The organism is Streptomyces sp. NPDC051211 (assembly GCF_040689505.1).
Lineage (GTDB): Bacteria > Actinomycetota > Actinomycetes > Streptomycetales > Streptomycetaceae > Streptomyces.
The window spans coordinates 237700-260504 of record NZ_JBFBAV010000005.1; the positions used below are offsets into that span (position 1 = coordinate 237700).

Genomic DNA, 22805 nt, shown 5'->3' on the forward strand with positions numbered 1-22805 from the left:
GCGGGACGGGGCGGGAACCGCGCGGATCCGGGTCGGATCCGGGCGGGTCCGGGCGGGTCGGGGCGGGCGGGCGGGGTGCGTGGATCGGGCGGGTCGCGGGGGCCGGCGTCGCGTCAGGTGCCGTCGTAGCCGGCCGTCGGCATGGACAGCCGGCGGTGCACCTCCGCCTTCATCGCGGAGGTGTAGCGGGGCTCGTCGAGCCCCGCGGTCTCCAGGCGCACCCCGCGCCGCGCGCACTCCGCGGTGAACTCCTCGACCGAGCGCAGCGCGCGCTCCAGCACCCGCTGGTTGGGGGCGACGAACAGGTCGACCTGCCCGTCGTCCACGTCCGACCACAGGGCACAGTGGTCGGCCCGCAGCCCGTAGAAGAGCAGTTGCCGCGTGACCACGTAGCCCTGGTCCGCGGCCCAGCGGTCGCACATGGCGTGCTGGCTCCGGGTGTCCACGACGAAGGGGTCGGCGTCCAGTTGCTCGAGCGGGACCAGGCTGGCGATCGCGGCCACCCGCAGCTCATCCATGCCGCCCGACCCTACTCCGATCGGCCTCCGGGGAGGAGGGGGTGGCCGGTTCCGTTCCTCCCGGCGCGTGGGTGCGGGGGTCCGGGTGTCCGGACGGACCGCCCCGTCACCGCCTAGGCTCGGGATCGAGTGACATCCGAGGTGCATCCGAGGTGCGTCCGAGGGAATGGGCCGGGGAAGGGTCCAAGGGGTGTCCGGAGCGTGTCGGAGGGTGTCGGAGGAGGGAGGGGTCGCGGTGTCGGTGGAGATCACCTGGTGGGGGCATGCCACCTGTACGGTCGAGGACTCCGGGGTCCGGCTGCTGACCGACCCGTTGTTCACCCAGCGGCTGGCGCACCTGCGGCGCCGGCGGGGGGCGCTGCCGCCGCCGGAGGCGGCGGTGGCCGACGTGGTGCTGGTCTCCCATCTGCACGCCGACCACCTGCACCTGCCCTCGCTGGCCCGGCTGGCGCCGGGCTGCCGGCTGCTGGTGCCGCGCGGGGCCCGCCGGGCGGTGCCCGGGCTGGCCCGGATCGCTGGGACGCGCGCGCTGCGGGTGACGGAGGTGGCGCCGGGCGACGAGGTCGCGGTACGGGACGGCGTACGGGTCCGGGTGGTCAACGCGCGGCACGACGGGCGGCGGCTGCCGTTCGGTCCGCATCTCTCCCCCGCTCTCGGGTACGTGGTCCACGGCGCGTCGAGCACGTACTTCGCCGGGGACACCGGGCTGTTCGACTCGATGGCCGAGGAGGTCGGTCCGGTGGATGTGGCACTGCTGCCGGTGGGCGGCTGGGGCCCCTACCTGGGTCCGGGGCATCTGGACGCGGCGCGGGCGGCGGAGGCGCTGGCGGCGCTGGCCCCGGCGGCGGCGGTTCCGGTGCACTACGGGACGTACTGGCCGATCGGCATGGACGCGGTGCGGCCGCACGAGTTCCACGCGCCCGGCGAGGAGTTCCTGCGGTCCGCGGCGCACCGGGCGCCGAAGGTGGCGGTGCAGGTGCCGGGACACGGCGAGCGGGTGCTGCTGCCGTGATGCTCCTCGGTGAGGCGGTGCAGCAGGTGCAGCAGGTGCCGCCGGAGTCCACCCAGCAGGCGGTCGGCTACCCGGCGCTGTTCCTGCTGGTGGCGCTGGGCGCGCTGGTGCCGGTGATTCCCACCGGGGCGCTGGTGAGTTCGGCGGCGGTGGTGGCGCTCCACCAGCACCAGTCACTGCCGTTCGGGCTGCTGCTGGTGTTCCTGGTGGGGGCGCTGGCGGCGTTCCTCGGGGACATCGCGCTGTACTGGCTGGGCCGGCGCGGGGTCGGCTCGCGCAACGGCTCGCGCTGGCTGGCGGCGTTGCGGAACCGGGCCACGCCGGATCGGCTGGCCCAGGCGCAGACCCGGCTGGACGAGCACGGGGTGCTGGTGCTGGTGGTCTCCCGGCTGATCCCGGCCGGCCGGATCCCGGTCATGCTGGCCTGCCTGCTGGCGCAGATGCCCATGCGGAGCTTCGCCCGCGGTGACGCGCCGGCCTGCCTGGCGTGGGCCGCGACGTACGGCCTGATCGGCATCCTGGGCGGCTCGCTGTTCGCGGAGCCCTGGAAGGGCGTGGCCGTGGCGGTCGCCCTGACCCTCCTGATCAGCGCGGTGCCCGGACTGTGGCGGCGGCTGCGGCCGCAGAGGCCGGGGGAGGCGGCGCCCTGATCCCGCGGTGTCGGTCCCGTCCCTCGGGAATCGGAGCGACGTCGTGGTCCGGCCACTGCACAGCCACGATCCGCTACGGCTTCCTGCGGCCGATCGTGTCACGACGCGTGGGTGACGCGGAGTTTCGACTGACCGTGCGGCAGCCGCGCCCAGTCATCCATGAAACGGGCAGTCAGGCCGTGCCGCGCGGCCAGCCGGACCAGCGTCTCCGTGCGGTAGTAGAAGTCCTCGCCCAGCACCTGGTGCTCGCGCGTCTCGGTACGGTCGTAGGTGAAGTCGAAGAAGCCGCCGGGAGCGAGGATCCGTCCGACGTGTCCGAGGCATTCGTCGATGATCTCCAGGGGCGAGTGCGAGAAGACGCTGTGCGCATGCACGACCGTGAACGAGGCGTCGGGAAGGAAGTCCAGCGTCAGGTCGTCGACCGGTGTCAGGTACGGCAGCTTGTGCTGAAGGCCGTAGCGGACGAGGGTCTTCTTGGCTTCGATGAGGATGTCGGGCGAGATGTCGATCCCGTAGTAGTGGCCGGGCTCCAGATGGTCGATGAACCGCCAGCCCGCCCGCAGGTTGCCGCAGCCGATCTCCAGCAGCCGGTCGTGCGGCTGCAGCCCGTGCTCCCGCAGGTAGTCGAACTGCATCTGCCCGATGGCGAGCCAGCGCTCGCGCGAGGGCCCACCGCCGACCGCCGCCTCCGGGCTCCGCGCGGTGTCGGACGCCATCACCGCCCGGTAGTACGCGACGTGGCCGCCGCGGTGGCGCAGCCGCAGCCACGCGTCCCGGCCCGCACGACGCAGATGGGGCACCACACGGCGAGGATGCCGCAGGGCGTACCGCACCTTGTGGCCGAGCCGTGAGCGGTTCACCGACAGGGGGGATGCGGGTCCTTGCTGCATGACGGCCTCCGTGCCATCCGTGTGCTGCCCCCCTCCGGATGCTAACCACGGAGGCGACGGCCTGCAGGCGGCTCGCTCGTTCGGGATGCGCGTTGCGCCGAGTGCCGCGCCGGCCCGGGCAGCCGGCCGTGGCCACCGGCAGTCTGGCTGCCATGCGGGACGAAGGCGTGATCAGCGAGGTGCGAGCCGGTGCCGCGGGCAGGGCGCGGCAGGGCCCGTCCGCGGGGACGGCCTTGAGGAATCCGCTGCCGTTGCTCGCAGCCGTCTCCGCCGCCTTCGCACTCGTCCATCTGGCGTTGATCGCTCCGGGACTCGGGCTGGGCTGGGACGAGTCGGTGTACGTCAGCCAGGTGAGCCGACAGGCGCCGGCGGCGTTCTTCAGCGCGCCGCGCGCCCGGGGCATCACCTACCTTGTCGCCCCCCTCACGGCGCTCACCACCTCCATCACGGCGCTACGCGTCTACCTGGCCGTGTTGGCGGGCTGCGGACTCTTCCTCGCACTGTGGGCGTGGCGCCGGCTGCTGCCCGCGCCCGTTCTCGGTGTCGCGGGCGGACTGTTCGCCGGCCTGTGGATCACGATGTTCTACGCCTCGCAGGCGATGCCCAACCTGTGGGTCGCTTACGGTGCGCTCGCCGCTGTCGGCTGCTTCCTACGGGCCGCCCGGGACCCGGGGGACCGGTGGGCGCCCGCCGGTCTGGCCACCGGCGTGGCGTTCGCCGCGCTGATGCGCCCCACGGATGCGGTGTGGCTCGCCCTGCCGCTCGCGGTCACATCCGTGGTGATGAGGGCCCGTCGGCGAGGGCTCCTGCTGGTCGCGCTCACCGCGGGCCTGGCCGTCGGGTGCGCCGAATGGATCGTCGAGGCGTATGTCTCGTACGGCGGTCTCGCCGCCCGGCTGGACCGGGCCAGCGAGATCCAGGGCCGGCTCGGCTGGTACTTCTCCGTCGACGACCACGTGCGCGCCCTCGGCGGGCGCCTGCTGTGCCGCCCCTGCGACGTGCCCTGGCGGTATCCCGCCACTGCCCTGTGGTTCTTTGCGCTGCCGCTGCTCGTGGCGGGGGGTGTGCGCGCCGCTGTCCGCGCCGGCCTCCACCGCACGGAACTGGTGGTGGCGACGGTGGTCGGTGCGGCGCTGGCCGCGCCCTATCTGTTCACCGTCGGCTATGCGGCACCGCGCTTCCTTCTGCCCGCCTACGCGCTCCTCGCCCTGCCCGTCGCGTACGGCCTGGTCCGGGCGTGCAGGCCCCGGCCGCGCGGACGCCGGATCGTGGTCGGGCTCGTGGCCGTGGCCGTGGCCGCGCACGTGGCGATCCAGTACCGGATCGCCGACAGCGCGGCTGACCGGGTGCGCCGCGACACGGCCGACCTCGGACGCATCGCGGCCGAACTGCACTCCCTGGGCGTGCGCCCGCCGTGCGTGGTCAGCGGTGTGGAGGCGATCCGCGTGGCGATCCGCGCCGGCTGCGCCTCCCGCCAGCCCGGCGGCCACGACGAGAGCATCACGCCGGGGGAACTCGTCGCGACGGCGCTCCACCGGCCGGTCGCGATCCTGGTGGCCGACGGGGGCCGGCCCCCGTCCTCCGCCCGTGCGTGGCCCGCCCATCCGCTGCCGGACCTGGGGAACCGGACGGGCCTGCGCGCCTACGTGGGTGGCACCCGGAGCTCGCGGTCCGCGGCTTCGGTGACCGGCTCGGCGAGCACCACCCCGGGATCGTCTCCTCCCCCGAGAGTCCCGCAGCACCCACCGCTACGCGAGGAACGACAACCTCACCTGACGGTTGGGGTTGTCCCGATTCGTGTCCACCAGGCAGACGGACTGCCAGGTGCCGAGCTGGAGGCGGCCGCCGACCACGGGCAGGGTGGCGTGCGGCGGTACGAAGGCGGGCAGGACGTGGTCGCGGCCGTGGCCTGGGGTGCCGTGCCGGTGCCGCCAGCGGTCGTCGGCGGGGAGCAGCGTGTGCAGGGCGGCCAGCAGGTCGTCGTCGCTGCCGGCGCCGGTCTCGATGACGGCGATGCCGGCGGTGGCGTGCGGGACGAACACGTTGAGCAGCCCGTCGCGGCCTGCCGCGGCCTCGGCCAGGAAGCGCTCGCAGTGGGCGGTCAGGTCGGTGACCGTCTCCTCGTGACCGGTGGTCAGGTCCAGTACGCGGGTGGTGAAGGCACTCATGTGCCCATCCTGGCCCACGGGTCGGCGGATCGGCGGGTTACTGGCCCTGCATCGTGACCGTCTGGCTGTTGTTGCTCGAGATCGGGTCGCCCTCCGCGCTGACGGTCAGGGCCGTGCAGGTGAAGCCGTTGAACGTACCGGACTCGGGCAGGGCCCGGACCTCCAGCGCACCCGAGGTCTGGGCCTCGATCACCAGCCCGCTCGCCCGACGGGCCCGGCAATTGCTCACAGGGTCCCTGAGGCCCCGATCGGGAGGTCCCAGAGGCGGTCGCGGGGCAGGCCGGCGCGGGACCAGGCGGCGCGGACCCGGAGCAGGGGTTCCAGGACCGGTTCGGCGGACAGGACGAAGGTGGCCCAGTGCATCGGGGCCATCCGGCGGGCGCCGAGGTCGAGGCAGGCCTGGACGGCCTCCTCGGGGTCGGCATGAACGTCCCGCAGCCACCAGCGCGGTGCGTACGCGCCGATCGGGAGCAGGGCGAGGTCGATGTCGGGGTGGCGGCGGCCGATTTCGGCGAACCAGTGGCCGTAGCCGGTGTCTCCGGCGAAGTACACCTTCTTGCCGGTGGCGGTGTCGGTGAGGGCCCAGCCGCCCCACAGGGTTCGGCAGGTGTCGAGCAGGGACCGCTTGGACCAGTGGTGGGCGGGCACGAAGTCGAAGCGGACGCCGTCCAGTTCGGCGGCCTCCCACCAGTCCAGCTCGGTGACGCGGGTGAACCCGCGGCGGCGGCACCAGCGGCCGAGGCCGGCCGGGACGAACAGCGGGGTGGTGCGGGGCAGCCGCTTGAGGGTGGGGGCGTCGAGGTGGTCGTAGTGGTTGTGGCTGATCACCACGGCGTCCACGGGCGGCAGCTCCTCCCAGCGGACCCCGACGGGGGTCATCCGGGCCGGTGTGCCGAGGATCCGCCGGGACCAGACGGGGTCGGTGAGGACGGTCAGCCCGCCGATCCGGACCACCCAACTGGCGTGCCCGGCCCAGGTGACGGACACGGTGCCGGGGACGGCCGGCGGCAACGGGCCGGGCTCGCAGGGCAGATCGGGGATCCCGCGGAGCCCGTCCGGGCCGGGCCGGAAGGCCCCCTCCCGGGCGAGGCGGGCGAACTCCCGTACTCCGCCGGGCAGCGGGGTGGTCAGCCGGTCCGCGAAGGACCGCGGCCAGGCCCGCAGCTCCCCGAGCTCCCGCAGCGTCCCGGGCAACCCGGTCCCGGGCGACGCGCTCCCCAGTGGCACGGTTCCCGGCGGTACGGTCTCGGGCCGTACGGTCCCGGGCGCCATCGTCGCGGCGGCGGTCCGGGCCGGTGGGCCCGCCCCCGGGACGGCACCCGGGACCGCCGCGGTCGCCGTGCGGCCCAGGACGGCCTGGCGGCGCGGTGGTTCGGCCGCGTCCGGGTCGGCCTGGTGTACCGCCGTCCGGTGCGGGGTGTCGCGCCGGTCCGTCTGATCCCTCATCAGCAAGGCTCCGTTCGCCGGGGACACGGGGTTCGTCTCGTCCGCTCGTCACGTCAATTCCTCGGGGCCCGGCTCGTCAGGTCGGGCCCCCCGGGCCGGCCAGGCCCGCCAGTACCTCCGCCAGGGCGTCCAGGGCCTGCCGTACGTGCGGCAGCACGAGCGGGTCGCGCGCGGAGAGCGCGGCCAGCCGCTCCTCCTCCGTCCCGCCCAGCAGCGGCCCGGTCGCCAGCCGGAACCGCAGCTCGCCCAGGTCGTCCGCGAACCGCTGGCCGCCGGGGGCGGGCGCGCCCAGCCGGCTGCCCAGCCAGTCCTCCAGCTCCATCGCGTCGCCCACACCCTGCCGCGCCAGGCCCGCCCGCAGCGGGGTCAGGTCGGCGTACAGGTAGGGGCCGGCCTCCGGGGGCCTGGCCAGCGCGCCGGCTCCGAGCAGCACGTGGTGAGCGGCCGCCGCCACCGCCCCGTACAGGTCTGCCGCGGCCCGGCCGCGCGCGGCCACCGCCGCGGGCTCGTCCAGCGCGTACGCGGCGGCCGCCGCGACCGGGCCGGCCGGTACCGCTCCGGTGGCGGTGAGCACGTCGAGGGTGCGGGCCCGCAGCCAGGTGCCGCGCGGGGTGCCGGGGAAGCGGGCGATCCCGGCGGGCCAGCCGGCCGGGAGCAGTGCTCCGGCCAGGTCGGCGAGGACCGCGACCTGCTCCGGGAGCATCTCGGCGGGGCTGAGGAGCAGGGTCTCGTGGGGGCGGTGCAGGGTGTCCCGCCAGGTCTCGTCCGCGACCACGAAGAGGCCCTCGGCGGCGGCCGCCTCGCAGGCCTCGAGCAGCAGCTCGGGCGGGGCCACCGTGCCGGTCGGGTCGTCGGCGGGGCTGAGCAGCAGCAGCCGCGGATCACCGCCCTCGGCGCGGACCCGGCGTACGGTCTCCAGCAGCGCCCACGGGTCGGGTACGCCGCCGCACTCCGCGGGGGTCGGCACGTGGTAGGCCCGCCGCCCCAGCAGCCGTACCTGGGGGGTCCACCAGGCCGGGCAGGGCCGGGGCAGCAGCACGTCGCCGCCGGCAGCGGCGAGCAGGGCGAGCAGCAGGGCCGGGGCGCCCGGTGCGGCGGCGACGTCCTCGGGGGCGGTGGGCAGGCCGCGGCGTTCCCAGTACCGGCAGGCGGCTTCCCGTATGGCGCGTCCGCCGCCGACGGGCTCCGGCGCGGCCCGGCCGGCCGCGGCGGCCAGTACGGCGTACAGCTCGGGCAGCACGGGCAGTCCGGGTTCGGGAGCGGGCGGGCCGTAGCGGACCGGCCCGTGGCCTTCCGGCGCCGTGCGCTGCATCCCCTCCACCGCCTCTGTCTCCTCGTTTCCTCCGCCGGGCACTGCTCCTACCCTCACCGCTGCCTTTATACGGCTGTTTGGGCTGATACGCCCCTCAAGGGGCGCTCAAGAGGCCCGGCCGAGCATGGCCAGCAGCCGGGTCTGGGCGTCCGCTCCGGGCGGGATGTCCACGGGCGGGGCGAACAGGCCACTGGCCGCGAGTCCGTCGGCGTACGGCATGACCTGCTTGATCGAAGCTTCGACGAGGTCGTCGGGCAGCCGGTCGTCCGCGCCGATGGCCCGGGAGAGGTCCCAGGCGTGCACGACGCAGTCGGTGGTCAGCTCCGAGCAGTACGCCGAGCCGGGCGTCGGCCCGTAGGACAGCGACACCGTGCGGTCCAGCGCGCCGGGCTCGGCGAAGGCGGCGTGCGCGGCGGCCGCGGCCCCGTCCCAGACGCCGGCCGGGTCCTCGCCGAGGAGGTCCCCGGAGAGCGCGTCGCCCACCTCCTCGACGGAGCGGCCCTCGGTGACCAGCGGCGGGATCCAGAGCTGTTCGCCGGTGACGTGGTTGACCAGGTCCCGCACCGTCCAGTCGGTGCAGGGCGTCGGCGCACCCCACTGGTCCTCCCGGACGGCGTGCACGCGCTCGCCGAACAGGCGCAGGGCCTCGGCGTGCCGCTCGAGCAGCGCGTCCGTCGGACTTCCTCCCATGGCTCCCACCGTCCTCTCCACCGCCTGAGTCCCCCTCGAGCCCACTGTCCTCGCCCCTCCCCTGCCCTGCCAGCCACCACCGGAACCCCCTTTACCCGTAAGGGTGGTGTCCACATATCAATACGCCAATCTCACATCCCGACATGATCCCTTACGGTGGCGGGGACGCACGAACGAGGGAACCGAAACGCAGAGGAGTGCCGCGATGAGCCACGCCCACCACGCCCACCACGCCCACCACGCCCAGGAAACCGCCGTCTACACCCACGGCCACCACGAGTCGGTGCTGCGCTCGCACCGCTGGCGGACCGCGGAGAACTCCGCCGCCTACCTGCTGGGCGAACTGCGGCCGGGCCTGTCCGTCCTGGACGTGGGCTGCGGACCGGGCACCATCACCGCGGACCTGGCGGAACGCGTCGCGCCGGGCCGGGTGGTGGCGGTGGACGCGGCGGCGGACGTCGTCGCGCAGGCGCGGGCGTACGCGGCCGAACGCGGGCTGACGAACATCGAGTTCGCGACGGCGGACGTGCACGCGCTGGACTTCCCGGACGACAGCTTCGACGTGGTCCACGCGCACCAGGTGCTGCAGCACGTGGGCGATCCGGTGCAGGCGCTGCGCGAGATGCGGCGGGTCTGCCGTCCGGGCGGCATCGTGGCGGCCCGGGACGCGGACTACGCGGCGATGACCTGGTACCCGGCAGCGCCGGCACTGGACGAATGGCTGGACCTGTACCGCCGGGTCGCCCGCGCGAACGGGGGCGAACCGGACGCGGGGCGGCGGCTGTTGTCGTGGGCGCGGGCGGCGGGGTTCACGGAGGTCGGGTCTTCGGCGACGGCGTGGTGCTACGCCACGCCGGAGGAGATCTCCTGGTGGTCCTCGCTGTGGGCGGACCGGACGACGGCGTCGTCGTACGCGGAGATCGCGGTGGCGGGCGGGCATGCGACGGAGGCTGTGCTGGCGGGGCTGGGTGGGGGGTGGCGGGAATGGGGGGCCGCGGCGGACGCCTGGTTCGCGGTCCTGCACGGCGAAATCCTCTGCCGCTCCTGACCCTGCGGGGCCTTTTCCCCACCCCGCCCCTTCCCGCTGTGCCGGATATGCGGCTCCGCTGCGCGGCATTCCAGCCCGCGCGGCGTTTGAGCGCACGGGCGCGGAGCGCACGTACGGGGGTCTGGGGGCTTGCCCCCAGTTCGGGAAGGGGCGGGGAGGGGAAAGGCCCCGCGCAGCGGCCCGCTCAGCCCAGCCGGCCCGCCCCGCCCCGCCCCGCCCCGCCCGCAGGGCTACTGCGGACGCATGCGGAAGTCGTAGCGGGGCGGGAGGGGAGCGTGGGTCAGGGTGGACCACACCTCGGAGAGGGTTTCGTCGCCCTCCCGCAGGTCGGGCACCTCCACCCCCTCCTCGAACAACCGCCGCGCCGCCCCCACATGCCCCTCCGCCCCCAACAACCTCGCCGCCAGCAGCCGAAACCTCCCCTCCTCCCGCAGCCCCGGCCGCAGCCGGTCGAACACGGCCCGCGCCTCGCACGTCCGCCCCGCCGCCAGCTGCGCAGCCATCGCCTCCCGCCCCAGGGCCGATTCCGCGGCCGTCCAGGCCTCGCCGCCCCGGCTCTCGGCCATCAGGTCGGCGAACGCCTCCGCGTAGCGGTCCGCGGCCCGGCCGGGGTCGCCCGCCAGCCGGTCGGCCACGGCCAGGCAGCGCAGCAGCGGCCAGCGCGAGGGGGCGAGGGCCAGGCCCCGTTCCCAGCTGCGGACGGCCTGGGCCACATCGCCGGCGTGCCACTGGGCGACGCCCAGGTGGTATTCGGTCAGCGGGTCGGCGGGGGCGGTCTCCAGCATGTCCCGCCAGTGCGGGGCGACCAGGCTGGGGCCGGGCGGGCCGTCCCGGCGCGGCGCGGGCAGCACCCCGGTGCGCCACAACTCCAGCCAGGGCAGCTCCGCTTCGCCCAGCGCCGCCTCGTCGAAGGGGGTGCCGGGGAGCTTGAGGCCGCCGCACAGCACCTCCAGCGTGCCCCAGCCCGATCCGGCCGCCAGCCGCTCCCCCGGTTCCCGGTCGGCGTACGGTCGCCAGGCCGCGTACGCCGCGTCCACCTGCTCGCGGGGCAGGGCGGAGCCCAGGGCCCGCTCGGCCTCGGCTCGGGCCGCCGGCCAGTCGGTTCCGTGTACGGCCGCGGGGTCGGCGGCCAGCGGCCCGTACGCCTCCAGCCAGCTGAACTCCGCCCCGGCTTCCAGCCGTACGTGTTCCAGCTGGGTGCGGGCCAGGCCCGCCTGGATCTCGGCGTAGCCGGGGGTCCCCGGTTCGGTCAGCCATTCCTGCCAGCGCCGCCCGCCCCGGCCGGCGCCCCACACGAACAGCTTCCGGCCGCGCAGCAGTGCGGTGGAGGTCTGCACCAGGCCGTGCCCGCCGGCGTCCAGGGAGGCGACCCAGGGGCGGGCGCCCTCGGCCGGCTCGTAGAAGTAGTCGGCGGGGTATTCGCCGCGCACCGGGTAGGTACGGTCCACGCCCTCCCATTCGGGTACCGGCACCCGGCGCAGGGTGCGCTCGTACCCGAAGTGCCAGGCCTCGTCGGCGGGGGCGAGGATCCGGGTGCCGACGTCCTCGGGGACGGCGATGTTGGACCACCAGTAGACGGGCGCGGGCCGTTCGTGAGGATTGCGGACGCGGACCCCGACGTAGAGGAACTCGGAGGTATCCGGCAGCCACAGATCCACCTGGAACGGCAGGTTCCGCAGGCGCTCCCACTCCCAGAGCCGGAGCATCGTGCCACCGTCGGGTGCCGGCACGAGCGCGGCGTGCAGCGGGGCGCAGGACAGGGTGGTGTGCCCGGTCGCGCCGATGTTCCATTCGACGCCGCCGGAGAACCAGGCTCCGTTGAGTGCGAAGGCGGCGGGCTGGAACACCGGGTTGCGGTAGAGGAGTTCGCGCCCGCTGGGCAGGTGGATCAGCGAGTACAGCCGCCCGCCGAGCCCCGGCAGCACGGTCGCTCTCAGGTGCTCGTTCTCCAGCACCACGGCGTCGAGTTCCGTCTGGGCCCGCTCCCGCCGGTAGCCGTCGCGCAGCCGTACGGGCAGCAGCGAGCGCAGCGGCTCGTAGCCGATCTGCCGGGCCATCTCGCGCGGCAGCCCGGCGCGCGACCGGTCGTCGAGGACGTGCACCTCGTCGAGGACGGTGAGCGGCGGCAGCGGATTCTCGGGGCCCAGCGGGGCGGCGGGCAGGGTGACGACGGCGCGGCGGACGGTGGTGGCCATGGAGGAATGGAACACGCCGGGGCGGCCGCGGAACAGGGATTTGACGGATCACCCCTCCCCGGGGTGGGCCGGTATCCGGGGCTTTCCCATCGGGCCGCTATGGCGCTAGGCCGGCCGGGACCACCGCGAACGCCTCGATCTCCAGCAGGAGTTCCGGGCGGAACAGGGCTGCGACCTGGACCGCCGAGGAGGCCGGGAGCCGGTCGGCGGGGATGACGGCGTCGCGGGCCGCCCGGACGGCGGGAAGGTCGGCGACGTCCGTGACGAAGTAGGTCAGCTTCACGACGTCGTCGAAACCGGCCCCGGCGGCCGCCAGGCACCGGCGGAGGTTCTCGAAGACCTGCCGGGCCTGCGCGGCGGCATCGCCGGGGCCGACGATCTCGCCGTTCTCGTCGAAGGCGCACTGCCCGGACACGGCGATGAACCGGCCGGTGCCCCAGACCACATGGCTGTATCCGGTGCCGGGGCTGACCCCTTCGGGGGCGGATATGCGGGTGAGGTGATCGCTCTCCATGCTCATGGAGAGCGATCATGCCAGCCGCCGGAGCAACACCGACAGCGCGTGCCGTCGGTGTCGTCAGCCCCGGAAGCCGAGCAGGCCGTGCAGGGCCGCACCGCCCGCGGAGGCGGGCACGGCACGGGTGGCCGGGACGGGTTCGGGTGCGGGCTGGGCCGGGCAGGAGGCGTCGGCGGCCCGGCCCGTGCCGAGGTAGGCGGCGACCTTCTCGTCCAGGCACTTGTTGCCGCTCAGCGCGACGCCGTGGTTGCCGCCGCCCTCCTCCACCAGCAGGGCCGATCCGGCCAGCTTCTCCTTCATGGTCACGGCACCCGCGAAGGGGGTGGCCGCGTCCTCCGTGGCCTGGACCAGCAGGGCCGGGGGCAGTTCGGTGTTGGTGACGTCCGGAGCCTGGAGCTGCTCGGTCGGCCAGAACGCGCACGGCGCGTTGTACCAGGCGTTGTTCCAGGTCATGAAGGGGGCCTTGGCGTGGGTGGCCCACATGTCGCGGCGCCACACGTTCCAGTCCTTCGGCCATGCCGAGTCCCGGCACTGCACCGCGCTGTAGACGCTGTAGCTGTTGCCGGCCGCGGGGTCGACGGCGCCGAAGCGCTCGTACGCGGCGACCAGCGGTGCCGTCTCCCCGCGGAGCGCGTGGGCGGCGAAGGCCTCCGCGAGGGTCGGCCAGTAGCCGTTGTAGTAGCCGCCCGGCAGGTAGGTGTCCTCCAGCTCGGACGGCCCGACCTTGCCGCCGGCCGGGGCGGTGCGCAGCGCGTCCCGCATGGCGTACCAGCGCTTCTCGACCTTCGCCGGGTCGGTGCCGAGGCCGTACTTCGCGTCGTACCGCGCCACCCAGGCCAGGAAGGCCTTGTGGCGGGCGTCGAAGGCGACGTCCTGCGCGAGGTTGTCCTGGTACCAGACGCCGGAGGGGTCGACGACCGAGTCGAGGACGAGCCGGTGCACCCGCTCGGGGTGCAGTTTGGCGTACACCGCGCCCAGGTAGGTGCCGTACGAGTAGCCGAAGTAGCTGATCCGGGGGGCGCCCAGGGCCTCGCGGAGCAGTTCGATGTCGCGGGCGGCGGAGACGGTGCCGATGTGCGGGAGGACGTCGGTGTGCTTGTCCGCGCAGGACTTGGCGAAGGCTCGGACCCGGTCCAGGTTGGCCTGCTCGTCCTCCACCCGGTACGGGACCGAGTCCGGGCGTACGGGTGCGAAGTGGCCCGCCCCGCAGTCGAGGGCGGGCTGGCTGCGGCCGACGCCGCGCGGGTCGAAGCCGATGACGTCGTACTGGGCGGCCACGTCCTTGGGCAGCGCGGAGGCGATGAACCCGGCCAGGGTGCGGCCGCTGCCGCCCGGGCCGCCGGGGTTGACCAGCAGCGGGCCCTGGGATTTCGCGGCGGTGTGCGGGACCCGCGTGAGGGCCAGCGAGATCTTCCGGCCTGCGGGCTGCGCGTGGTCGAGCGGGACGCTGAGGGTGGCGCACTGGAGGGACGGGTAGCGCGTGGTGGCACAGGCGGTCCAGGCGAGACCGGCGGCCTCTGCGCGCGGTGCGGCGGCGACCGGGCCCACGAGGGCGGTGGCGACGGCGGCGGTGGACAGCAGGACGGCGGCTGCGCTCTTCTTCAGGGGGTCAAGACGCATGAAAGGGGGCCTCCCGGCAGAGGGTTCTGGGCGGAATCGTCCCGGAACCCGCAGCCGGAAGGCGGGATTGCCCTGCGGATTGGCCCGAACTGATGACGCCCGCGCGCTCCGAGCCGGCCCGGAGCCGGGGTCAGAGCAGGGTCAGCTGGGTGGGCCCGGCGGGCTGCGGCCCGGCCGGCGGCTCGGCCGGCACCGTCTTCCGGGCCGCCCCGCGCCCGCCCGGACCGATCCCGAATTCCGCGGCCAGTTCGTGGACTTGGCGGGTGATCCGGCGCTGGTACCAGGTCGGCGCGTACGCACCGCCCGCGTACATCCGTTCGTACCGTTCGACCAGGTGGGGGTGGTGGGCGGCCAGCCAGGCCATGAACCACTCGCGGGCGCCGGGCCGCAGATGGAGTACCAGGGGTGTCACGGAGGTGGCCCCGGACTCGGCGACCGCCCGGACGGTGGCCCGCAGCTGCTCCGGCGCGTCTCCGAGGAAGGGGATGACGGGGGCCATCAGCACCCCGCATCCGATGCCGTGCTCGGTGAGGGTGCGGATGGCGTCCAGCCGGCGCTCGGGCGAGGGGGTGCCGGGCTCCACGGTCCGCCACAGCGCGGTGTCGGTGAACCCGACCGAGACCGAGATCCCGACCTCGGTGACCTCGGCGGCCTGCCGCAGCAGCTCGAGGTCGCGCAGGATCAGCGTGCCCTTGGTGAGGATGGAGAAGGGGTTGGCGTGGTCGCGCAACGCCTCGATGATCCCGGGCATCAGCCGGTAGCGGCCCTCGGCGCGTTGGTAGCAGTCGACGTTGGTGCCCATGGCGATGTGGGCACCGGTCCAGCGGCGGGAGCCGAGTTCGCGGCGGAGCAGTTCGGGGGCGTTGGTCTTGACGACGATCTGGGAGTCGAAGCCCAGTCCGGTGTCGAGGTCCAGGTAGCTGTGGGTGTTGCGGGCGAAGCAGTACACACAGGCGTGGGAGCAGCCGCGGTAGGGGTTGACGGTCCATTCGAACGGCATCCGGGAGGCCCCGGGGACCCGGTTGACGATGGACCGGGCGCGGACCTCGTGGAAGGTGATGCCGCGGAATTCGGGGGTGTCGAAGGTACGGGTGACTACGGCATCGGCGCCGAACAGGGCGGCCGGCCCGCCGGTGCCGGCGGTCAGATTCTCCCAGCGCATGGCGCCTCCTCGGGTAGCTCACCCCGAGAATAGAACAAACGTTCCCATGATCGTGCGATCGAGAGGACGCCCCGGTGGGCCGCGGCGGTGCGGCGAGTGGCCGTAGTCGCTGCACCGAAGGAGTTGCCCGCCCGTGTCAGCGCCGTCCGCTCCGCCCCGCCGGGAAACAATCGGCGCCCCGACTACTCGCAAATGGAGACAAAATGCGCAATTTCCTCAAGTCCTCCCTGGTGGCGGTCGCTGCGACCGTCGTGTGCTGCGCCTCGGCGACGGTCGCCAACGCCGCGGTCATGGGCGGCGACGGGATCGACAGCAGCAACACGTACATCGGCAGCGGCAACACGTACAACTACGAGATCCTGAGCGGCATTCTCAACCTTCTGAACGGAAGCGTAATTAGCCTCTGAGGAAGGACCGGCGCAGCAGCAGCGCGTTTCTCCGGCCGGGGGTTCACGCCACCGGCCGGAACCGCCCCGCACAGGGGCGGATTTGGGCGCCCGCCCCGGAGGTGATTGGCTTGCCGCCGCAACGAGCGTTCACGACTGCTGGAGGAACAGGTATGGCGCAGGTCGAGGCCACCACGGAGCGGATCATCGCGGCCGACGCGGAGACGGTGTTCGACGCGCTTGCGGACTACACCGGCACCCGCGGCAAGCTGCTCCCCGAGCACTTCAGCGAGTACGAGGTACGCGAGGGCGGCGACGGCGAGGGCACGCTGGTGCACTGGAAGCTCCAGGCCACCAGCAAGCGTGTGCGCGACTGCCTGCTGGAGGTCACCGAGCCCTCCGACGGCCGCCTGGTCGAGAAGGACCGCAACTCCTCGATGGTGACCACCTGGACCGTCACCCCGGCCGGCGAGGGCAAGTCCCGGGCCGTCGTGACCAGCGTGTGGAACGGCGCCGGCGGGGTCGGCGGCTTCTTCGAGCGCGCCTTCGCCCCCAAGGGCCTCGGCCGCATCTACGACACCGTCCTCGCCAACCTGGCGGCCGAAGTCGAGGCCTGAGCAGAGCGGTTGTTCGCGGTTCCGGCCGGTGCCCGGCCGGTGTCGATCGGCACCGGTCCGTGCCGGTCTCACCGGTTCGGGTGATTTCGCGGCCCGGCCCCGCCGGGCCGCACGCCACGCGGGCCTCTGGATAGGCTGGGGGGACTCGCGACGGCACCAACGGACACCGGGGGCCCGATGAAGATCCTCATCTCCGCCGACATGGAGGGCGCCACCGGCGTCACCTGGCCCGCGGACGTGCTGCCCGGAACCCCCCAGTGGGAACGTTGCCGGTCCATGTTCACCTCCGACGTCAACGCCGCCGCCCAGGGCTTCTTCGACGGCGGCGCCGACCAAGTGCTCATCAACGAGGCGCACTGGAGCATGCGCAACCTGCTGCTGGAGCGCCTCGACGAACGGGTCGAGATGCTGACCGGCCGGCACAAGTCCCTCTCCATGGTCGAGGGGGTGCAGCACGGCGACGTCGACGGCATCGCCTTCGTCGGCTACCACACGGGCGCCGGCACCGAAGGCGTCCTCGCCCACACCTACCTGGCCAACTCCATCACCGGGGTCTGGGTCAACGGCGTCCGGGCCAGTGAGGGCCTGCTCAACGCGCACGTGGTCGCCGAGTACGGGGTGCCCGTCGTACTGGTCACCGGCGACGACCTGACCTGCGCCGACGCCGCCGGATACGCGCCCCGCGCCCGTACCGTCGCGGTGAAGGACCACGTGTCGCGGTACGCGGCGGTCTGCCGCACCCCGGCCCGGACCGCCGCCGACATCCGGGCGGCCGCCAAGGAGGCCGCCGCCCTCGCCGTCCGGCACGACCCCGTGTCCGGCGGCCCCTTCACCGTGGAGCTGGAGTTCGACGCCGAGCACCTGTCGATGGCGGCCACCGTGGTGCCCGGCGTGGACCGGACCGGCGAACGCCGGGTCGCCTACTCCAGCGGCACGATGTACGAGGGAATCCGGACCTTCAAGGCGGTCACCACGATCGTCTCCGCAGCTGTGGAGGAGCAGTATGGCTGACAGCCGGCACGACGAGGCCGCCGTGGCGGTGGACGCGACCGCCCTGGACGAGGTGGTCGAGTTCACCTCCGGGCTGATCCGCATCGACACCACCAACCGCGGCGGCGGCGACTGCCGGGAACGGCCCGCCGCCGAGTACGCCGCCGAGCGGCTGGCCGCCGCCGGGCTGGAGCCCGTCCTGCTGGAGCGGACCCCGGGCCGCACCAACGTGGTAGCCCGGATCGAGGGCAGCGACCCGTCCGCCGAGGCCCTCCTGGTCCACGGCCACCTCGACGTGGTCCCCGCCGAGGCCGCCGACTGGAGCGTGCACCCCTTCTCCGGCGAGGTGCGCGACGGGGTCGTGTGGGGCCGCGGGGCCGTCGACATGAAGAACATGGACGCGATGGTGCTGGCCGTCGTCCGGGCCTGGGCCCGCAACGGCATCCGGCCGCGCCGCGACATCGTGGTCGCCTTCACCGCCGACGAGGAGGACAGCGCCGTCGACGGCTCCGGATTCCTCGCCGACCAGCACCCGCACCTGTTCGAGGGCTGCACGGAGGGCATCAGCGAATCCGGCGCGTTCACCGTGCACACCGCACCCGGCCGGGCCCTCTACCCGATCGCCGCCGGCGAGCGCGGCACCGCCTGGCTCAAGCTGACCGCGCACGGCACGGCCGGCCACGGCTCCAAGCCCAACCGGAACAACGCGGTCAGCCGGCTCGCGGCGGCCGTGGCCCGGATCGGCGAGTACGAATGGCCGGTCCGGCTCACCAGCACCGTCACCGCCTGCATCACCGAACTCGCCGCGCTGGAGGGCCTGTCGGTGAACCCGCGGGGCCCCGGCTTCGACCTGGACGGCCTCCTCGGCAAGCTCGGCCCGGCCGCGGCACTCGTCGAGGCGACCGTCCGCAACAGCGCCAACCCGACCATGCTGAGCGCCGGCTACAAGCTCAACGTGATCCCGGGCCATGCCACGGCCTACGTGGACGGCCGGATGCTGCCGGGCGGCGAACGCGAGTTCATCGACACGCTGAACGCACTGACCGGACCGGACGTGGAATGGGAGTTCCACCACCGGGAGGTGGCGCTCGAGGCTCCGGTCGACGGGCGGACGTACGGGATCCTGCGCGAGTCCGTCGAGCACTTCGACCCGGACGGGCACGTGGTGCCCTTCTGCATGGCCGGCGGCACGGACGCCAAGCAGTTCTCCCGGCTCGGGATCACCGGCTACGGCTACTCGCCGCTGAAGCTGCCGCCCGGCTTCGACTACTGGTCGCTGTTCCACGGGGTCGACGAGCGGGTCCCCGTCGACGCCCTGCACTTCGGGGTCCGCGTCCTGGACCGTGCGCTGCGGGCCCTCTGATGGAGGCGGGTGAACCCGGCCGGCCATACGGCAGCTGGCCCTCGCCCATCACCGCCGCACTCGCCGCCTCCTTCGACGGCCGCCCCGAGTACGTCGGCACCGTCGGCGGCGAGGTGTGGTGGACGGAGCCCCGGCCGGCCGAGGGCGGCCGCCGCGCCCTGGTCCGGCTGCGGGCCGACGGCGGCCCGGCCGAAGCCGTACTGCCCGCGCCGTGGAACGTCCGCAGCCGGGTCGTGGAGTACGGCGGCCGGCCCTGGACGGGAGCGCCGGGGGACCGCGGGCCGCTGGTGGTCTTCGTCCACTTCGCCGACCAGCGGCTGTACGCGTACCAGCCGGACCTGCCCGGCTCCCGGCCGCGGCCGCTCACCCCGCTGTCCGGGACCGGCGGCGGCCTGCGCTGGGCCGACCCGGTGCTGCGCGGGACCGAAGTGTGGTGCGTACTGGAGGAGTTCACCGGTCCCGCACCGACCGACGTACGCCGGGTGCTGGCCGCCGTACCACTGGACGGCACGGCGGCCGAGGACCGGTCCGCGATCCGTGAACTGACCGGCGGACAGCACCGGTTCACCACCGGGCCGCGGCTGTCGCCGGACGGACGGCGGGCGGCATGGCTGGTGTGGGACCACCCCCGGATGCCGTGGGACGGCACCGAGCTGAAGCTCGCCGAGGTGACGGAGGCGGGAGAACTCTCCGCGGTCCGCACGGTCCTGGGCGGGCCCGCGGAGGCCGTGGCCCAGGCCGAATGGGCGCCGGACGGCAGCCTGCTGGCGGTCAGCGACCGCAGCGGCTGGTGGAACCCCTACCGGGTGGACCCGGCCACCGGCGAGGCGGTCAACCTGTGCCCGCGCGAGGAGGAGTTCGGCGGGCCCCTGTGGAAGACCGGGCTGACCTGGCTGGCGCCGCTGCCGGGGGGCGCCTTCCCGGCCGAAGGCCCGGGGGGAGGGCCGGTGGCCGTGCTGCACGGCCAGGGCGCCTCGGTGCTCGGGATACTCGACCCGGAGACCGGCGACCTGGTGGACGCGGCCGGCCCGTGGACGGCCTGGCAGCCGACCCTGGCCGTGGCCGGCTCACGGGTGTACGGGGTCGCGGCCAGCCCGCGCAGCGGGTACGAGGTGGTGGAACTGGACACGGCCACCGGCCGGGCCCGGGTGGTGGGCGGGCAGCGCCCGCAGCCGGTCGACCCGTCCTACTACCCGGAACCGCAGAGCCGCACCTTCCTCGGCCCGGACGACCGGGAGATCCACGCCCACGTCTACCCGCCGCACCACCCGGCCCGCCGGGCCCCGGCCGACGAACTGCCGCCGTTCGTGGTGTGGGCGCACGGCGGTCCCACCGACCACGTGCCGCCCGTACTGGACCTGCACATCGCGTACTTCACCTCGCGGGGCATCGGTGTGGTCGAGGTCAACTACGGCGGGTCCACCGGCTACGGCCGGGCCTACCGGGAGCGGCTGCGCGAGCAGTGGGGGGTGGTGGACGTGGAGGACTGCGCGGCGGTCGCCCGGGCCCTGGCCGCCGAGGGCACCGCCGACCCGGACCGGCTGGCGATCCGCGGCGGCAGCGCGGGCGGCTGGACGGCGGCGGCTTCGCTGGCCGCGACCGACCTGTACGCGTGCGGCACGATCATCTACCCGGTACTGGACCTCCTGGGCTTCGCGGAGGAGACCCACGACCTGGAGTCCCGCTACATCGACGGCCTGGCCGGCCCGCCCGAAACCCTGGCGGTCCGCTGCCGCGAACGCTCCCCGCTCGCCCGGGCCGACCGCATCACCGCCCCCTTCGTCCTCCTCCAGGGCCTGGACGACGTGGTGTGCCCGCCGGCCCAGGCCGAGCGCTTCCTGGCGGCGCTGCGCGGCCGCTCGGTTCCGCACGCCTACCTCCCGTTCGAGGGCGAGGGCCACGGCTTCCGCCGCGCAGACACGATGGTCCGCGCGCTGGAAGCCGAACTCGCTCTGTACGTACAGACCTTCGGCATCACCCGGGACGACGTCCCCCGCGTGGAGCTGCGCACCTGAGCCGGCCTCGGGCGGGGGGCTCGGGCGGTGAGGCTCGGGCGGTGGGCCTCAGGCGGTGTGCAGCCAGATGCGGAGCGGGCCGGCCGGGGCGAAGCCGTGCCGGACGGCCGTGTCGAGGTCCTCGCCGGACTCGTAGCCGACGAGCGGAAGTCCCGGCCAGAGGGTGGCGGCGGCCGCCGGAGCGAAGGACCAGGCCCGGTCGCCGAACACATTGGAGAGGCCGACGGCTCCGGCGGACCGGTTGGCCACCGCCCCGGCGACGATACGGCCCTGTTCCTCGGCGTACAGGAAGGCGATGTCCTCCTCGGACAGCAGCTCGGGACGGAACAGCCCGGTGGATTCCCCGTCCGCCCAGGCGACCTCCCAGGCCGTCAGTTCCGCGGCGGTGCGCACCTGCCGCCAGGCCCGGGCGCCGAGTGCATCGGCGGCGGCGGTGGCGGGCGGGGTCTCGGCCGGGCGGTGGATCCACTGGGCCTCGAAGAGGACGTCGAAGCCGTGGCCGGTGAGGTCGAGGCAGGCGAAGCTGTCCTTCACCGAGCAGCCGGGAGCCGCGGTGTCGATCCCGGCGACCAGGGCGTCCGCCGTGGCCCGCGGGTCGAGGGTCACCGCGTCGGGATACAGCGGCGGGGTCCGGCGGGCGGAGGTCCACACCTGCCCACCGAGGCTGGTGTCCAGGCCGTACGCCCGGCACACGGCCGCGCACCATTCGGCGTTGTTGCGCGCCGCGAGCACGCGTATCGGGTCTGAGCCGGCGTCAGCATCATTGATCACGCAGCCGATCGTGACACACGCCTAGCCTTGCCCGATGACCACTTCCCCTGCGAACCCCAACGCCGACCCCCACGCAGACCCCCACGCAAGCCTTGACTCAGGCCCCAACGCGGACTCCACCCCGTACGTCACTGCGTACGTCACTGCCGGCCCCCGGGTGGGCCTGCGCCCCTTCCGCCTCGAGGACGGCCCCGAGTTCACCGCACGGGTGCGGGAGAGCCGCGAGCTGCACCGGCCGTGGCTGTCCCCGCCGGCCACCGCGGAGGACTACGAGCCGTACGTGCGACGGCTGATCGAGGAGGAGGGGCGGGCCGGGTTCCTGGTGTGCGAGCACGAAGGGGGCGCGGGCGGGGCGATCGCCGGGTTCATCAACATCAACAACATCGTCCTCGGCGCGTTCCGGTGCGGGGCGCTGGGTTACGGCGCCTTCGCGCACGCGGCCGGGCGCGGCCTGTTCGGCGAAGCGCTCGGCCTGCTGACCGCCCACGCCTTCGGCGAGCTGGGCCTGCACCGGCTGGAGGCGAACATCCAGCCCGGGAACACCGCGTCGATCGCGCTGGTGCGCGGGCGCGGCTTCCGACTGGAGGGACTTTCCCCGGACTTCCTGTACGTCGACGGTGCCTGGCGGGACCACGAACGGTGGGCGATCACCCAGGAGATGGTGTCCGGCTGCTGACGGGTGCTCCCGGCAGCGCCCTGAGCGCCTCGGTCGCCGCGACCGCCAGGCGGGGGTGGGACTGGGCGCGGGTCAGCAGCTCGCGGGCGCGGGGGTCGGCGAGGACGCCGAGCCCCTCGACGCATGCGAGTGCGACCCGCCAGTACGGGTCGTGCGGGGCGAGCCGCCGGGCCAGGGTGGTCATCAGGGCGGGCGCCGACTCGGGTGCGCGGAGCGCGGTCAGCAGCCGGACCGGCTGCAGGGCGTAGGCGGTGCGCAGCTCGTTGGTGGCGAGGGCGGCCGCGGCTCGCGCGGTACGGGGGTCACCGAGGACGGCGAGGGCCTCGGCGGCGGCCGCGCAGCGGGGCGGGTCGCGGTGGTTGAGGAGCAGCACCAGCGCCTCGAAGGCGCGGCGGTCGCCGGCGAGGCCGAGCCGGTAGGCGGCGAGTTCCCGCGCCCAGAGCGGCAGGCCGCCGGCGGTGAGCGCCTCGGCCAGCTCATCGGCCGCGGCCGCGGCAAGCCGCTCGTACTCCGCCAACCCGTCGGCTTCGATTGCGGCCTGGGCGGCGGCTTCGGCGCGGAGCCGTTCCAGCGCGGTCATCCGCTCACGATAGGGGGTTGGGGGCGGGCGGGTATGCCGCTCTCGGAACCCGGTCCGTCGGGGGGGTGGTGGGGTTGGGGGTTGGTGGGGCGGGGGTGGGGGTTGGTGGGGTGTGCCGGACCGGCGGCGAGGGGGTGCCCGGGGGCTGCCCGTCAGTCCCATCGTCCTTCCGTGCCGGC

The 22805-nt window shown here is 74.3% G+C and carries 23 protein-coding genes; 9 read left to right on the forward strand and 14 right to left on the reverse strand.

Features of this window, described 5'->3' with window-relative positions; translation table 11 throughout:
- Window positions 1–113 precede the first annotated feature (113 nt).
- Window positions 114–518 carry a hypothetical protein gene (locus tag AB0447_RS08495; RefSeq protein WP_366475776.1) on the reverse strand — a complete coding sequence of 135 codons (405 nt, stop codon included), beginning with the start codon at window positions 516–518 and terminating at the stop codon, window positions 114–116.
- A 235-nt stretch (window positions 519–753) separates the two neighbouring features.
- Here AB0447_RS08495 and AB0447_RS08500 point away from each other — a divergent pair, with 235 nt between their 5' ends.
- A complete protein-coding gene (locus AB0447_RS08500) occupies window positions 754–1530 on the forward strand; it encodes an MBL fold metallo-hydrolase (protein ID WP_366475777.1) in 777 nt (258 codons plus the stop codon).
- Window positions 1530–2180 (forward strand): DedA family protein, encoded by a 651-nt coding sequence (locus tag AB0447_RS08505; RefSeq protein WP_366475808.1) that lies wholly within the window; start codon window positions 1530–1532, stop codon window positions 2178–2180. Before AB0447_RS08500 ends, AB0447_RS08505 begins: the two co-directional genes overlap by 1 nt.
- A 98-nt stretch (window positions 2181–2278) precedes the next feature.
- Here AB0447_RS08505 and AB0447_RS08510 read toward each other — a convergent pair whose 3' ends face one another.
- The 7 genes from AB0447_RS08510 to AB0447_RS08540 form a co-directional block, all read right to left on the reverse strand.
- A complete protein-coding gene (locus AB0447_RS08510) occupies window positions 2279–3070 on the reverse strand; it encodes a class I SAM-dependent methyltransferase (protein WP_366475778.1) in 792 nt (263 codons plus the stop codon).
- 650 nt (window positions 3071–3720) lie between these two features.
- Entirely contained in the window at window positions 3721–4374 is a 654-nt protein-coding gene (locus AB0447_RS08515) for a hypothetical protein (protein WP_366475779.1), read from the reverse strand.
- Window positions 4375–4818: 444 nt separating this feature from the next.
- Window positions 4819–5238: a YjbQ family protein gene (locus AB0447_RS08520; protein ID WP_366475780.1), complete on the reverse strand. Its 420-nt coding sequence runs from the start codon at window positions 5236–5238 to the stop codon at window positions 4819–4821.
- 37 nt (window positions 5239–5275) lie between these two features.
- Complete coding sequence (locus AB0447_RS08525) at window positions 5276–5467, reverse strand: hypothetical protein (protein ID WP_366475781.1); 192 nt, start codon at window positions 5465–5467, stop codon at window positions 5276–5278.
- Window positions 5464–6684, reverse strand: a complete 1221-nt coding sequence (locus AB0447_RS08530) for an MBL fold metallo-hydrolase (RefSeq protein ID WP_366475782.1) — start codon at window positions 6682–6684, stop codon at window positions 5464–5466. Before AB0447_RS08530 ends, AB0447_RS08525 begins: the two co-directional genes overlap by 4 nt.
- Window positions 6685–6760: 76 nt before the next feature.
- Entirely contained in the window at window positions 6761–7996 is a 1236-nt protein-coding gene (locus AB0447_RS08535; protein WP_366475810.1) for an aminotransferase class I/II-fold pyridoxal phosphate-dependent enzyme, read from the reverse strand.
- Window positions 7997–8101: 105 nt separating this feature from the next.
- On the reverse strand, window positions 8102–8686 hold the full coding sequence (locus tag AB0447_RS08540; RefSeq protein WP_366475783.1) for a TIGR03086 family metal-binding protein: 585 nt from the start codon (window positions 8684–8686) through the stop codon (window positions 8102–8104).
- A gap of 205 nt (window positions 8687–8891) precedes the next feature.
- Here AB0447_RS08540 and AB0447_RS08545 point away from each other — a divergent pair, with 205 nt between their 5' ends.
- The gene (locus tag AB0447_RS08545) at window positions 8892–9734 is read left to right on the forward strand and encodes a methyltransferase domain-containing protein (RefSeq protein ID WP_366475784.1); all 843 of its coding nucleotides are present in this window, start codon (window positions 8892–8894) and stop codon (window positions 9732–9734) included.
- Between the two features lie 230 nt (window positions 9735–9964).
- Here the strand turns inward: AB0447_RS08545 and AB0447_RS08550 are convergent, their stop codons facing one another.
- The 4 genes from AB0447_RS08550 to AB0447_RS08565 all read right to left on the reverse strand — a co-directional run bounded on the left by AB0447_RS08550 (window position 9965) and on the right by AB0447_RS08565 (window position 15228).
- Window positions 9965–11929, reverse strand: a complete 1965-nt coding sequence (locus AB0447_RS08550) for a DUF5107 domain-containing protein (RefSeq protein WP_366475785.1) — start codon at window positions 11927–11929, stop codon at window positions 9965–9967.
- Between the two features lie 97 nt (window positions 11930–12026).
- Complete coding sequence (locus AB0447_RS08555; RefSeq protein WP_366475811.1) at window positions 12027–12443, reverse strand: RidA family protein; 417 nt, start codon at window positions 12441–12443, stop codon at window positions 12027–12029.
- Window positions 12444–12506: 63 nt separating this feature from the next.
- A complete protein-coding gene (locus tag AB0447_RS08560; RefSeq protein ID WP_366475786.1) occupies window positions 12507–14066 on the reverse strand; it encodes an alpha/beta hydrolase in 1560 nt (519 codons plus the stop codon).
- Window positions 14067–14196: 130 nt separating this feature from the next.
- Window positions 14197–15228, reverse strand: coding sequence for an Rv2578c family radical SAM protein (locus AB0447_RS08565; RefSeq protein ID WP_366475787.1), 1032 nt, complete (start codon window positions 15226–15228; stop codon window positions 14197–14199).
- 203 nt (window positions 15229–15431) lie between these two features.
- On the opposite strand from AB0447_RS08565, the gene AB0447_RS08570 reads away from it, so the two are divergent.
- From AB0447_RS08570 to AB0447_RS08590, 5 genes are all read left to right on the forward strand, one after another.
- A complete protein-coding gene (locus AB0447_RS08570) occupies window positions 15432–15635 on the forward strand; it encodes a hypothetical protein (protein ID WP_366475788.1) in 204 nt (67 codons plus the stop codon).
- A gap of 152 nt (window positions 15636–15787) precedes the next feature.
- Window positions 15788–16231 (forward strand): SRPBCC family protein, encoded by a 444-nt coding sequence (locus AB0447_RS08575; protein WP_366475789.1) that lies wholly within the window; start codon window positions 15788–15790, stop codon window positions 16229–16231.
- Window positions 16232–16408: 177 nt separating this feature from the next.
- A complete protein-coding gene (locus tag AB0447_RS08580; RefSeq protein WP_366475790.1) occupies window positions 16409–17242 on the forward strand; it encodes a M55 family metallopeptidase in 834 nt (277 codons plus the stop codon).
- Window positions 17235–18584, forward strand: a complete 1350-nt coding sequence (locus tag AB0447_RS08585; RefSeq protein WP_366475791.1) for a M20/M25/M40 family metallo-hydrolase — start codon at window positions 17235–17237, stop codon at window positions 18582–18584. The genes AB0447_RS08580 and AB0447_RS08585 overlap by 8 nt, the downstream gene beginning before the upstream one ends.
- Window positions 18584–20599: a prolyl oligopeptidase family serine peptidase gene (locus AB0447_RS08590; RefSeq protein WP_366475792.1), complete on the forward strand. Its 2016-nt coding sequence runs from the start codon at window positions 18584–18586 to the stop codon at window positions 20597–20599. Before AB0447_RS08585 ends, AB0447_RS08590 begins: the two co-directional genes overlap by 1 nt.
- A 48-nt stretch (window positions 20600–20647) precedes the next feature.
- Here AB0447_RS08590 and AB0447_RS08595 read toward each other — a convergent pair whose 3' ends face one another.
- Window positions 20648–21370: a hypothetical protein gene (locus tag AB0447_RS08595; RefSeq protein ID WP_366475793.1), complete on the reverse strand. Its 723-nt coding sequence runs from the start codon at window positions 21368–21370 to the stop codon at window positions 20648–20650.
- Window positions 21371–21404: 34 nt separating this feature from the next.
- Between AB0447_RS08595 and AB0447_RS08600 the strand changes: the two genes are divergently transcribed.
- Window positions 21405–22046: a GNAT family protein gene (locus AB0447_RS08600; RefSeq protein WP_366475794.1), complete on the forward strand. Its 642-nt coding sequence runs from the start codon at window positions 21405–21407 to the stop codon at window positions 22044–22046.
- On the opposite strand, the gene AB0447_RS08605 is transcribed toward AB0447_RS08600, so the two are convergent.
- Entirely contained in the window at window positions 22018–22626 is a 609-nt protein-coding gene (locus AB0447_RS08605) for an adenylosuccinate lyase (RefSeq protein ID WP_366475796.1), read from the reverse strand. The genes AB0447_RS08600 and AB0447_RS08605 overlap by 29 nt on opposite strands.
- Window positions 22627–22805 lie beyond the last annotated feature (179 nt).